Source organism: Paraburkholderia sp. ZP32-5, from assembly GCF_021390495.1.
Taxonomy (GTDB): Bacteria; Pseudomonadota; Gammaproteobacteria; order Burkholderiales; family Burkholderiaceae; genus Paraburkholderia.
This window is the reverse complement of the sequence record NZ_JAJEJP010000002.1, coordinates 1803720-1816411: the sequence shown is the minus strand read 5'-3', so window position 1 is coordinate 1816411 and position 12692 is coordinate 1803720. Positions and strand designations below refer to the sequence as shown.

13 protein-coding genes are annotated in these 12692 nt (G+C 62.9%); 4 read left to right on the top strand and 9 right to left on the bottom strand.

Annotated elements, in window-relative coordinates:
• Positions 1-201: 201 nt before the first annotated feature.
• Positions 202-1158 (top strand): LysR family transcriptional regulator, encoded by a 957-nt coding sequence (locus L0U82_RS26790; protein ID WP_233835872.1) that lies wholly within the window; start codon positions 202-204, stop codon positions 1156-1158.
• Between the two features lie 43 nt (positions 1159-1201).
• Here L0U82_RS26790 and L0U82_RS26785 read toward each other — a convergent pair whose 3' ends face one another.
• The 4 genes from L0U82_RS26785 to L0U82_RS26770 all read right to left on the bottom strand — a co-directional run bounded on the left by L0U82_RS26785 (position 1202) and on the right by L0U82_RS26770 (position 4493).
• Positions 1202-2548, bottom strand: coding sequence for an MFS transporter (locus L0U82_RS26785; protein WP_233835870.1), 1347 nt, complete (start codon positions 2546-2548; stop codon positions 1202-1204).
• Positions 2549-2659: 111 nt separating this feature from the next.
• The gene (locus tag L0U82_RS26780; protein WP_233835868.1) at positions 2660-3223 is read right to left on the bottom strand and encodes a cysteine hydrolase; all 564 of its coding nucleotides are present in this window, start codon (positions 3221-3223) and stop codon (positions 2660-2662) included.
• A 52-nt stretch (positions 3224-3275) separates the two neighbouring features.
• On the bottom strand, positions 3276-3728 hold the full coding sequence (locus L0U82_RS26775) for a MarR family winged helix-turn-helix transcriptional regulator (RefSeq protein ID WP_233835866.1): 453 nt from the start codon (positions 3726-3728) through the stop codon (positions 3276-3278).
• A gap of 117 nt (positions 3729-3845) precedes the next feature.
• Complete coding sequence (locus tag L0U82_RS26770; RefSeq protein ID WP_233835864.1) at positions 3846-4493, bottom strand: VTT domain-containing protein; 648 nt, start codon at positions 4491-4493, stop codon at positions 3846-3848.
• A gap of 147 nt (positions 4494-4640) precedes the next feature.
• On the opposite strand from L0U82_RS26770, the gene L0U82_RS26765 reads away from it, so the two are divergent.
• A complete protein-coding gene (locus tag L0U82_RS26765; protein ID WP_233835862.1) occupies positions 4641-5168 on the top strand; it encodes a GNAT family N-acetyltransferase in 528 nt (175 codons plus the stop codon).
• A gap of 134 nt (positions 5169-5302) precedes the next feature.
• Here the strand turns inward: L0U82_RS26765 and L0U82_RS26760 are convergent, their stop codons facing one another.
• The 4 genes from L0U82_RS26760 to L0U82_RS26745 form a co-directional block, all read right to left on the bottom strand.
• The gene (locus L0U82_RS26760) at positions 5303-6364 is read right to left on the bottom strand and encodes an alkene reductase (protein WP_233835860.1); all 1062 of its coding nucleotides are present in this window, start codon (positions 6362-6364) and stop codon (positions 5303-5305) included.
• 80 nt (positions 6365-6444) lie between these two features.
• On the bottom strand, positions 6445-6747 hold the full coding sequence (locus L0U82_RS26755) for an ArsR/SmtB family transcription factor (RefSeq protein WP_233837515.1): 303 nt from the start codon (positions 6745-6747) through the stop codon (positions 6445-6447).
• 209 nt (positions 6748-6956) lie between these two features.
• Positions 6957-7820, bottom strand: a complete 864-nt coding sequence (locus L0U82_RS26750; protein WP_233835859.1) for a cytochrome c oxidase assembly protein — start codon at positions 7818-7820, stop codon at positions 6957-6959.
• Between the two features lie 103 nt (positions 7821-7923).
• Positions 7924-9000: a LacI family DNA-binding transcriptional regulator gene (locus L0U82_RS26745; protein WP_233835858.1), complete on the bottom strand. Its 1077-nt coding sequence runs from the start codon at positions 8998-9000 to the stop codon at positions 7924-7926.
• A 240-nt stretch (positions 9001-9240) separates the two neighbouring features.
• On the opposite strand from L0U82_RS26745, the gene L0U82_RS26740 reads away from it, so the two are divergent.
• Positions 9241-10539, top strand: a complete 1299-nt coding sequence (locus tag L0U82_RS26740) for an MFS transporter (RefSeq protein WP_233835857.1) — start codon at positions 9241-9243, stop codon at positions 10537-10539.
• A gap of 69 nt (positions 10540-10608) precedes the next feature.
• The gene (locus tag L0U82_RS26735; protein WP_233835856.1) at positions 10609-11772 is read left to right on the top strand and encodes a mandelate racemase/muconate lactonizing enzyme family protein; all 1164 of its coding nucleotides are present in this window, start codon (positions 10609-10611) and stop codon (positions 11770-11772) included.
• 47 nt (positions 11773-11819) lie between these two features.
• Here the strand turns inward: L0U82_RS26735 and L0U82_RS26730 are convergent, their stop codons facing one another.
• Complete coding sequence (locus L0U82_RS26730) at positions 11820-12656, bottom strand: siderophore-interacting protein (protein WP_233835855.1); 837 nt, start codon at positions 12654-12656, stop codon at positions 11820-11822.
• Positions 12657-12692 lie beyond the last annotated feature (36 nt).

Here is a 12692-nt window from a genome sequence, read left to right as displayed (position 1 = left end):
TATGGCTGAATCATTGGCGTCCTTAAATCGGTGCTGCGCAAGCCAGGACTTTCCGGGGTCACATTGCCGCGGCGCGGCATGAATGCCAGGGGTTAACCATTGCGAGTACATCTATCGCAATGCATTCAGGCGGCTGACGCTTGCCTCGTCGATCCGTTCGAATTAGGTTAATAGAGTTCTGTCCCGACACAATGCGGCCCTATGCAAAATCAGAATGCGCTCACAGCCACGAATGAGTCTTTTCTGCGCGATTTGCAGTTGTTCTGCCATATCGCGCGGCGCGGCAGTTTCGTCGCGGCATCGACGGAAATGGGCTTGTCGCCCTCGCATGTGAGCAAGCGCATCGCGATGCTCGAAGCGGGCCTCGGCGTGAAGCTGTTTCAACGCACCACGCGGCGCGTCAGTGTGACGAGCGATGGTGAAGCCGCATTGCAATGGGCGCAGAAGATTCTCGACGACGTGCAGGGCATGGCCGATGCATTCGCGGATCGCCGCACCGAATTGAGCGGCCTGTTGCGGATCAGCACGAGTCTGCGGCTCGGCCGCAAACATGTATCGCCGATCCTCGCGCTGCTGCGCGAGCGGCATCCGAACCTCGAAATCTGGCTGGAGTTACTGGATCGACGCGCGGATGTCGTCGGAGAAAACTTCGATATCGATGTGCGCGTCGGCGAAGTGCAGGAGCCCCATCTGATCGCGCACAAGATGGTGGAGAGTGCACGCATTCTGTGCGCGTCGCCGGCTTATCTGGAACGGCATGGTGTGCCGCTCGAACCCGGCGATCTGACGCAGCATGACTGTCTGCTATTTCGTGGCCGCGACGATCGCTTCGGCGTGTGGCGTCTGAATGGTCCGAACGGCGAAAAGAGTGTGAAGGTGACGGGCACCGTTGCGTCGAATCTGAGCGATATCGTCGTGCAATGGGCGAGGGACGGCTACGGGATCGTGATGGTGTCGATCTGGGATGTCGCGGAAAGTCTGCGCGCGGGCGAACTGGTACGTGTACTGCCGGATTATCAGCAGCCCGCCGACGTATGGGCGGTGACGGCGGAGCGTCTATCGTCGTCGGCGCGGATTCAGGTGTGTATCGAGTTTCTCCGCGAGCAATTGACGTGCGGCCCCCATGCACTGGTGACGCGCGGCGTGGGCGGATTCTAATGGTGCGCACGATTCTTCAGCGCAGGTTGCGCTGACGGTTCGATCACACGCTCGATGTCGTGTCTTCTTCCGCCTCGTCCAGGCCGCTGCGCTGCATCGCGGTGACGGACTCCGGCACGCTGGCCGGCGAGACCGGGCGCGGATCGTCGATGCTGTAACGCAGGCGCCGGCCTTCCATATAGAACCGCAACTGGCGGTATTTCATCAGATAGGCGAGACCGACCAGCGCCGCGGCGAAGCCCGAAGCCGCCGCTACGCCGAGTGCCCAGCGCGGGCCGAAACGATCGGCGACCCAGCCGACCACCGGGGCGCCAAGCGGCGTGCCGCCCATCAGGATGGCGAGCAGAATCGCGATCACGCGGCCGCGCATCGCGGGTTCGGTGGTCAGTTGCACGATGCTGTTGGTCGACGTGGTGAAGGTCTGTGCCGATACGCCGATTACCACGAGCACGAGCCCGAACAGTACGTGGTTCGGCATCAACGCGGCCGCCGTGCAGCCGGTGCCGAACAGCGTGGCGGCGAGCAGTAGCAGCGTCATGCGGGGCCGCGCGCGGCGCGCGGCGAGCAACGCGCCGGTGACCGAGCCGATTGCCATCGTCGAGCTGAGCACGCCGTATTCGCTTGCGCCCGCATGGAACGCGGTGACCGACATCGTCGAGATAAAGATCGGGAAGTTCAGCCCGAACGTGCCGATCAGGAACAGCATCAACAGCGCCGCCTTCAGATCGGGGCGCGCCCATACGTATTTGAAGCCGTCGACGAAGCTGCCGCGCGCGCGCGCCGAGAGCGGCTTGTGATGCAGTTCGTCGAGCCGCAGCATGCGCAGCGCGCCGAGCACCGCAACGAACGACAGCGCGTTGATCAGGAACACCCAACCGGTGCCCACCGACGCGATCAGCAGGCCAGCGACCGCCGGCCCGATCATGCGCGCGGCGTTGAACGACGTGGAGTTGAGGCCGACCGCATTGGCGAGATCGTCCTCGCCGACGAGATCGGACACGAAGGTCTGGCGCGCGGGGGAATCGAAAGCGGTCACGCAGCCGAGCAGGCCGGCGAACACATAGACCTGCCAGAGCTGCACGATCCCGGTGACCGTCAGCAGGCCGAGCGCGAGCGCCAGCGCGCCCATTGCCGCCTGCGTCGCGAACAGCAGCTTGCGGCGATCGAAGTGATCGGCTGCGTAGCCGGTGAGCGGCGCCAACAGCAATTGCGGGCCGAACTGCAACGACATCACGATGCCGACCGACGTCGCGTTGTTGTGTGTGAGCCCGGTGAGGACGAGCCAGTCCTGCGCCGTTCGCTGCATCCACGTACCGATGTTCGAGACGATCGCGCCGCTTGCCCAGACACGGTAGTTGAAATTGCGCAGCGAACGGAACGTGGTGCTCACGGCAGGTTTTTCCTCAACGCGTCGTGGGGCGCGTGGGTTGGGTGACTCGTTCGGAGGGACTTCGGGTTGCGCGATGGTTCGCGTAAGCCGAAGCCCGCTTCATATGCGCGATCAAACGCGCGTTTTTTCGAGCAGATCGAGCACTTCCTGCGTCGTGCCGGTTTCGCCGAGACGCGGAAAGATACGCGTAACGCTGTTGGTGTGCGCATCCGGGTGCAGATCGGTCATCGCGTCGACGGCGAGCGTCACGTGCAGACCATGTTCGCTCGCGAAGCGCGCGGTCGACTCGACGCCGATGCTGGTCGCGATACCGCAGAGCACCACTTGCGTGACGCCTTGCTCGCGCAGATACGCGGCGAGGTCCGTGTTCGTGAACGCGCCCCACGTGCGTTTCGTGACGACGTGATCCGACGGTTGTTGCTTCAACTCCGGCACCAGATCGGCGAAGCCGGCCGGGAAGTCGCCGCCGGGGCGGCCCTGTTCGTTGCGGCCCGGCGCGCCGGCAGTTACCCGCACGAGCACCACGGGCAGACCGTGGCGGCGAAACGCGTCGAGCAGCAGGACCGAGCGCTCGATGATTTCACTGCTCGGATGAACGGTGGGTAGCGCGACGACGCCGCGCTGAAGGTCGATAACGACCAGTGCGGTCTTTGCGTCGAGAGTGGTCAATGCCATGGTGTGCTCCTGCGAGTGACGATTAGCGAGTCGCGCGTTGGCGACTCGCGAGTTACGAGTCGATCAGACGTTTGAGTAAATCGACGCCCGTTGTCAGTTGTTGCTGCTCGGCCGCCGAGAAATGCGTTTGTATCGTGCGATAAAGCCAGTCTTCGCGTGCCGCGCGGCTGGCTTTCACTTTCTTGCGAAAGGCGGGTGTCAGCGACAGGACTGTTTGCCGGCCATCGTTGGGATCGGGCGCTCCGCTGACGAAGCCGGCGGCTTTCAGCGCCGCAAGCGTTTCTCCCATCGATTGCGGGCGCATCCCTTGGGCACGCGCGAGTGCGGTGACCGTGGCCGGCCCTTCGCGTTCCAGCAGATTCAGCACCTGCACCTGCGAAGGCGTGAAGTTGCCGACGTAGGATTCTTCGCGCAAGCGACGGACCAGCTTGCCGGCGAGCACGCGCAGATCTTCCGCGAGCGCGTGCAATGCTTCTGGGGGAACGGAGGGAGGGGGATGGCTCATGAGGCGACCGGCGGCAACGTGATGTGAAGGTTACCTTCGCATCTCGTCCGGGTCAAGTCGCGGCTTCGTTGCTGAATCGAGTGGATGGCGTGATGGGCATCGTAGATGTGATGAGCATCAGCGGGCACGCGCGCGCCGGCTGAAAAAGCGCCATACCGCGCCGCCGACCAGCATCGCACCACCGAGCAGGATGCCAAGCAGCACGAGCGAACTCATATGCTCGCGGATCACCGGCACGTTGCCGAACAGATAGCCGGCCGCGATCAACGACACGACCCATAGCGCCGCGCCCGCGGTGACGAACGAGACGAAGCGCGAGAACGTCATCCGCGAAACGCCGGCGGCGAACGGCGCGAACGTACGCACGACGGCGATGAACGGCGACAGCAGGAAGGTCAGCCGGCCACGCGCTTCGCTGAACGCATGCGCGCGGCGCAGCGCGTCGCGGTTCAGCCAGTAATAGTTGCGCGTGTAGACCTTTTCACCGACCGCGTGACCGATCGCATAGCCGACGATGCTGCCGCCGATCGTCGCGATAAACAGCACCGGCATCACGATCCACAGATTCAGCGCACCGGTGGCCGCGAGCGCGCCGCAGATAAAGATCAGCGGATCGCCGGGCAGAAAGAACAGCGGCAGAAAGCCGTATTCGACGAACACGACGACGAATAGCAGCACATAGATGCCGGTGCCGAATTGCACGATCAGCGTGGCCAGATGTTGATCGAGGTGCAGCGCGATCTGCAGCACGTTCATCAGAGTCATGGTGAAGTGGCGGCGGCGCGGTGTTGGAATGTGGTGAGTGTAGCCCTGCACGCGTGGTTATGTGCGCTGAAACTCATGGACGCGGAAGGCTTGCCGATTGCACGGCCAGGATGTCAAACTCGGCCGGTCTACCTTGAACCCTCAGCCATGCAACGCGAGCCCGCCGTCACTTTCCGCTTCGCCACGCCGCACGATGCCGATGCGATCCGCGCAATCGAGTTCGAGGCGGGCTTGCGTTTTATCGCCGTGGGCATGACCGGCATTGCAGATGCGCCGCCGATGGCGCTCGACACCGTCAACCGCAAGATCGCCGCACGCGAGATCATCGTCGCGATCGATGCGCGCGCAATCTGTGTGGGCTTCGTGATGTTCGAGCCGCAGCCGGCTCGAATCTACGTTCAGGAACTCGACGTGCTGACGTCGCACGCGGGCCGGCGCATTGGCGCGGCATTGATCGAGCAGGTCGCGCAAATCGCCCGCGAGCGGCAACTGACCCAACTGGTGTTGTCCACCTATCGCGATGTGCCGTGGAATGCGCCGTACTATCGGCGGCTCGGCTTTCGCGATATCGAAACCGCTGATCTCGACGCGGCGCTGATCGCGCGGCGCGATGCGCATATCGCGCGCGGGCTCGACGAGTCGCGACGGGTGTTCATGCAGCGCGATCTAGGGTGATGCGAGAATCACAGCGTAATGCGGACCCGAAAAAACAGCGGGCGTGACTGAAACGAATCCAGTCACGCCCGCCGTATCGCGTCGATGCAGCGGGCTTCAACGTATCGGCCCGCCACACTCGCTCATCGCATCATTTATTGCACTTCTTCCAGCGCGGGATAGTCGGTGTAACCCACTTCGCCGCGTGCGTAGAACGTCGCCGGAACCGGCTTGTTCAGCGGCGCGTCTTCCGCGAAGCGGCGCACCAGATCCGGATTGGCGATATACAGCTGACCCCATGCCACCGCGTCCGCTTCACCCGCGTCGAGCACTTGCTGCGCGCTTTCCTTGGTGAACTTTTCGTTCGCGATGTACGGGCCGCCGAACGCCTGCTTCAGTTGCGGGCCGATGCGGTCGTCGCCGATTGCTTCGCGTGCGGCGATGAACGCGATCTTGCGCTTGCCGAGTTCGCGCGCGACATAGCCGAACGTCGCGGCCAGGTTCGAATCGCCCATCGTGTGTGCGTCGCCGCGCGGCGCCAGATGCACGCCGACGCGATTTGCGCCCCACACATCGATACAGGCGTCGGTCACTTCGAGCAGCAGACGCGCGCGGTTTTCGATCGCGCCGCCGTAGGCGTCGGTGCGCTTGTTGGTGCTGTCCTGCAGGAACTGGTCGAGCAGGTAGCCATTCGCGCCATGCACTTCGACGCCGTCGAAGCCCGCGGCCTTCGCGTTTTCCGCGCCCTTGCGGAATGCTTCGATCACGCCGGCGATTTCATCGAGTTCGAGCGCGCGCGGCGTGACGAACGGGCGCTCCGGACGCACGAGGCTCACATGGCCGCCCGCGGCGATTGCGCTCGGCGCAACCGGCAACTCGCCATTCAGGAACAGCGGATCGGAGATCCGGCCGACGTGCCACAGCTGCAGGAAAATCCGGCCGCCCGCTTCGTGCACGGCCTTCGTGACGAGCTTCCAGCCTTCGACCTGTTCCTGCGACCAGATTCCCGGCGTTTCCGCGTAGCCGACGCCTTGCGGCGTCACCGAGGTCGCCTCGCTGAGAATCAGGCCGGCGCTCGCGCGCTCGGCGTAATAGCGCGCCATCAATGCGTTCGGCACGCGGATTTCCTCGGCGCGCTGACGTGTCAGCGGCGCCATGATGATGCGATTCGGCAGCGTGATATCGCCAATTTGCAGCGGATCGAAAAGTGTCGGCATGAAAGTTCACCTTTGGCGGCGGGCGTGGCCCGTGCCTTAAAAGACTGCGTGAAAAGGAGCGCGGCGATGCAAACGCACGCTCAGAGCTTCGCGTTCATGTGTTCGAGGAACGCCTGAATAACGGGCTCGTTGCGTTTGAAAAACACCCATTGGCCGACCCGTTTCGACGTGATGAGCCCCGCGCGTTGCAATGCGGCGAGGTGCACCGACACCGTGGACTGCGACAGACCGCACAGTTCATCGATCTTGCCCGCGCATACACCGTGGTCGAGCGGAAGCTCCTGATCGCCGAAATGCACTTGCGGCTCCCGCAGCCAGCCGAGGATTTCGCGGCGTACCGGGTTGGCGAGTGCTTTATGGATCGCGTCGATATCGGGCGTCATGTGAGTGGATTTCAAGGTGATTCGACAACCGGTACGCGAAACGTGGAAATGCGTCCGCCCGATTGCATCGCTACGGGACGAATCATATATCGTAATTTTGCGATATATTTGAAAGCACTACTCTCAATGGGGGCGATAGGCAGAGTGCAATACGGGACCGATCGGCGACGGCTATGCAGGCGAGGGCGGTCCCGCGCGGGACACGCCTGTTACCGCTGCAACACAGGCGCTGGGCGCTGGCCGCTGGATTTGGGCTTGGCCTTCGCATGACGAGGCGATGCGGACAAACGCATCAGATGACGCAAGGCCATCATCGCGCCGATGGCTTCCAGCACACCCGCGGGCACCCACATGATCAGACCACCGAGACTTTGATCGAGTGCAGCGGGCACCGACGTGAAGGCTCTGCCGCAAAGCGTGAACACCGGATAAAGATCGTGCGACGAAAATGTGATGATCGCGCCGACCAGAATCTGCGGCGTCATCGTGATAACTGGCGATAGCACTCGCAATCCCGGGCGCGCGCGGCTCGGCGGCGACGGCCGGTGATCGAGCAGCATCCACCAGTACAGCAGACCGCTCAGCGCAACCGACCAGTTCATGAACCGATAGATCCGCCAGTCGAGCATCGCGACGAACTGCACTGAAGGGATCAGCCAGAACACGACTGACACGACGAAAGCCAGCGAGATGAATGCCGGGTTCAGTATCACGGCGGCCATCACGCGAGCGGTCCGGCCACGCTGCCAGTGCCGCAGCGCGATGCGCCAGCGCAATGGAAGCCCGGCGCGCAGCGCGCTGGCCGGATAGGCGGCCATCAGGATTAGCGGCGCAAGATGGTGCAACACCAGATGCTGAATCCGGTGAATAAAGAACTGATGCTCGGCGTAATAGTCGAGCCGCGTATGAAGCGCGATATAGAACAACGCGAGGCCGATCCAGAAGGCAGCCTGGCGCGGCAAGCTGAGATGGAGACGGCGGGAACCACGCGCGAACAGTACGGCCGCTATCAGGCAAATGGCGACGAAGCTGAACGAGGGCTCCCATGGGTCGAGCAGACTCAGCAAGGACATGGTGCGAATCGGAATAGGAGGGGGGCCGTTACGGCTGCGTGGATATTAGCAGACGCATCAAATGGTCGTATTGGCAGCGGATCTGATCGAATGTCATCTTCCGTCAGGCTGCATCTTCGCGACTCAAGCGTCGGGCCGAACGTGCCGTCGTGCGAATCGCGCCGCAGCTCGGTCGCGGCTCGAACCATGTCGGCAGAGTGACCGTCTCGGGCTCGCCAGGCGTTTCGAGGTGTGCAAGCAGGATCTGCGCGGCTCTTACTCCAAGCAGCGAGGCGTCGCGCATCACGGTTGCAATGGCCGGCTGATGGAAACGGCTCAGCGGCACGTCGTCGCAACTGACCAGAGACAGATCGGTCCCGAGCTGTAAGCCGAGCCGATGTACCGACTCCAGCGCGCCTTCGAGCAACTGGTTGCCGCCGAGCACGATGGCGCTCGGCGGCCGTTTGGCCGCGAGCATTTCATCGAGCGCGGCCTTGCCATGTTCCGGCGACAGCGTTCCGCGATGCACGATCAGATCGCGTTTGACACCGAACGCGTCGAAGGCCGATTCCATCGCGCGAATTCTCTCCCGCGTCGGGCGGACATCGCGTCCCACCACGAGGCCGATGCGCCGATGGCCGTTCTCGAGCAGATAACGCCCGGCATCGCCCACGCCCTGACGATGGTCGGATAGCACGTAATGCGCGGGAATATCCGCAGGCAAGGTCCGGTCGATCAGCGCAATCGGCGCCTTGGCGGCGCGCAGTGCGGCGAGCGTGGCCGGATCGTCCTCGAGAGCCGGCAGCACGATGAAACCGTCTACCTGGCGTTGCATCAGCAATTCGATACGCTCGGCATCCACGCTCGGAACGCCGCCCGAGTTGGTCAGCAAAACGGAAAAACCCGCCACGCTCAGCACGCTTTCAGCACCACCGACGATCGATGCAATCAGCGGGTTGTTGATGTCCGATCCGACGAACCCGATCGAGCGGGTCGTCTTTCTGCGCAAACCTTGCGCGACCGCGTTCGGCGTATAGCCGAGCGCACGGGCGGCGTCCAGCACGCGCTGCGTCAGTTGCGGGCTCGATCCCGGCTGACCCGACAGCACACGCGATACCGATGCAATGCCCACCCCCGCCAAAGCGGCCACTGCCTTGATCCCAGGCCGCCCTTTGGGATCGCCCGGCATGTTGTCACTCATTGCTTGTTCTCCTCTTGACACGCCATTTTATAACGCGCAGTATTCGGAAACGTTTCCGGAAACGTTTCCGAACATCGAGCAACAAACAAAAACAGCGGACCAATCCGGGAAAGGGGCAACGGGCCCCATGGAGACAGCCAGCGCGCGGCGTCGGTGCGGCGCGCGTAGACAAGGAGGTAATACGTGGAAAGCGCGGCACGTATGACGCCGGAAATCCGGCGAGCGGTTCGGAATGCGACTTTGAGCGCGATCGTCGGGACGGCGGTCGAGTGGTACGACTACTACCTGTACGCCACGGCGGCGGCGACGCTTTTCAATCATCTGTTTTTCCCTTCCTTCGATCATCTGACCGGGACGTTGCTTGCGTACGCAAGCTTTGCGATCGGCTTCATCGTGCGGCCGGCGGGGAGTGTGATCTTCGGGCGCCTTGGCGACCGGATCGGACGTAAGGCGGTGCTGATCATCACGCTGCTGTTGATGGGCGGCTCGACCACCTTGATGGGCCTGCTGCCCACGTATGCCGCGGTCGGCGTCTGGGCGCCGTTGCTGTTGTGCGTGCTGCGCGCCGCGCAAGGGCTCGGTTCGGGCGCGGAATACGCGGGCGCGGTGTTGATGGTGATCGAATACGCACCCGCGAAGCGGCGCGGCTTATATGGTTCGCTGCCCTATACGGGCGTCGCGCTTGGCCTGCTGATGTCGCTGGTGGCTTTCCATGCTTCTTCGTCGATGTCGAAAGACAGCTTCGAGGCGTGGGGCTGGCGCATACCGTTCCTGCTTAGCTCGGTCGTCGTCGCGCTGGGTCTGCTGCTGCGCAGCCGGCTCAAGGAAACGCCTGTGTTCGAGCAATTGCGCCGTAGCAATGCGGTGGTGCGCTCGCCCGTCACCGAAGTACTGAAGACCTCGCTGCGGCCGATGTTGTGCGCATGGGGCGCTCGCCTCGGTGACAACTCGCTTGCGTACATCTATGAGTCTTTCGTGATCGTCTACGTCACGCAGCAGTTGCATATGTCGCGCGACACGATCGTGACCGCGCTGATGTGGAGTACCGCGCTGCAATTCATCACGGTGCCGCTATTTGGCTGGCTGTCGGATTGCATCGGCAGAAAGCCCGTGTATATGGCCGGTGCGCTGATCTCCGGCGTGGCGATTTTCCCGTTCTTCACGATGCTGCAGACCGGTCAGCTGATATGGATCTATACGGGACTCTTCCTCGTGTCGTCGTGCGCCAAGACGATGATGACCGCGGCGCAGAGCCCCTGGCTCGCGGAGATGTTCCCGTCGCGCGTGCGCTATACCGGCTTTTCGCTGGCTCGCGAGGTGACCTCGCCGATCTCGGGAGGTATCGCGCCGATGATTGCCGTCGCGTTGCTCGCGCTCGGCGACGGCTCGCCGCATCTGGTGGCGTGGTACGTGGTGGTGCTCGGCGTCATCACGGCAGTGTCGGTTGCGCTCGGACCGGAGACGAAGGGCCGTCCGTTACAGGAGCAACAGGATAGAAGCGACATGACGACAGGTTCCGCCGCGGCCGTTTCGCAATAGGCACGTGCCGGTTCGTCAACAACATATCGAGCTTTTCAGAGACCTGAAGGTCGCGACATAGGAGTGGAAATGAAGATCACCAAGGTTGAGCCGCTGCACGTCGGCCAGTTCATGTTTGTGCGCATCGACACGGACGAAGGCATCACGGGTTACGGCGAAGCCGGCATCTGGGGGCATATTGAAGCAGCGGGCACCGCGATCCAGCGCTTCGCCGAATATCTGGTCGGCAAGCGCGCATTCGATATCGAGCATCACTGGAACGTCATGCATCGCTTCAGCTACTTCCAGGGGCTCGCGATCAATGCGGCGATTTCCGCGATCGATATCGCGTTGTGGGACATCAAGGGCAAGGCGCTGAACGTGCCGATCTACGAGTTGCTCGGCGGCCCGGCGCGCAAAAAGGCTCGTATTTACGGGCACATTTACGAAAGCAGCATCGAGAAAGTGCTGGAGGAATGCCAGCGCAAGATGGAGGCGGGCTACAACGCGTTCGGCCACATCAATCCGTTCCTCGACGAAGGCAACGACAAGGTCTACTTCAAGACCCATATCCGCAAGATGCACGATGCGATCGACAACGTGCACCGGATGCGCGAAGTCGTCGGCGATCGTGTGGATCTGCTCGTCGAATTGCATCGCCGATTGACGCCGGCCGAAGCGGTGACGTTCACCAATGGCATCGAAGCCGATACGCCGATGTTCGTCGAAGATCCGATTCGCCCGGAAAACGCCGATGCGATGGCGCGTGTCGCGGATCGTATTCGCGTGCCGATCGCTACCGGCGAACGCTTCTGCACGATCTACGAGTTCCAGGCGCTGCTCGCACGCAACGCGGTCGAATATGCACGAGTCGATGTCGCGGTGTGCGGCGGCATCACCGGGGCGAAGAAGGTGGCTGCGATGGCGGAAGCGCATCACGTGCAGGTCGTGCCGCACAATCCGCTGTCGCCGATCGGGCTTGCCGCATGTCTGCAGGTCGCTGCGGCGATTCCCAACTTCGCGATTCAGGAATATGCGACCGGTTTCGAGGCCGGCGTGTTCGAATCGACCGGCACGCACCTGGGAAGCGATATCGTCGATCAGGTGCCGTTGCCGCGCGAAGGCTTCGTCGATATTCCGAGCGGACCGGGGCTCGGCATGAACCTGCTGCCCGACGCGCAGAAAATCCGCCCGCCGCTCGTCAAACCGATTTCGATGCGACCGCATTTCGACGGCTTCGTGATCGATCAGTAAAACGATTCGAAATCGCTTTACGTACGGCGGGCATCGGTGGCCGATGCTCAGTCGTCGAGTGTTTCGTGGACCGCGACGGCCCCCTGTTTCCAGTAGCTCGCCGCGCGAATCCGCGTTTTGTCGATACCGCGCTCGCCGCACAGATGCTGACGCACTGCGCGGATCGTCGCCGCTTCGCCGGCGGCCCATACATAGCCTTCGCCGTGTTCCGGCAGCCAGGTCTCGTGCACGGCCTGTAGCAGTGCTTCGCCGCGCGCACTTGCCGGTGCATCCGCATCGTTGCGATAGCACCAGACGACATGCAATTCGGCCTGCGTCGCGAAGTCGATACGCGCCGACGGATCGGCCACCTCGATCACCGAGGCGACGCGCGCGCCGGCCGGCAGTTCTTCGAGACGGCGCGCGATGGCGGGCAGCGCGGTGTCGTCGCCAATCAGCAGATGCCAGTCGAAGCCGGTCGGAATCACCAGCGAGCCGCGCGGGCCGCCGATGCCCAGGTACTGACCCACTTTCGCCTGCGCGGCCCACGTTGCCGCGGGACCGGCTTCGTGCATCGCGAATTCGATATCGAGTTCACGCGCGTCGGCATCGAAGCGACGTGGGGTGAAATCGCGCGCGATCGGGCGCTGGCCTTCCGGAAAAATCGGGCCGTCGGGACCGGCTTGCGGCAGCGTCGGTTTGTCGGCGCCGGGCTCGGGGAAGAAGACCTTGACGTGGTCGTCGAACGATGCGGAGACGAAGTCGTGCAGATCGTCGCCGGTGAAGGTGACGCGAATCAGATGCGGGGTCAGCGCGTGCACCGTTTTGACTTGCAGCAACCGGAATTTCAACGGATGTCGTACGCGATAGACGGCGAGATCGGGGCGATGGTCTTGAGTCGGCATAAGGGTGTTGCTCCTGTTCGGTTCGTGGAGCGCGCT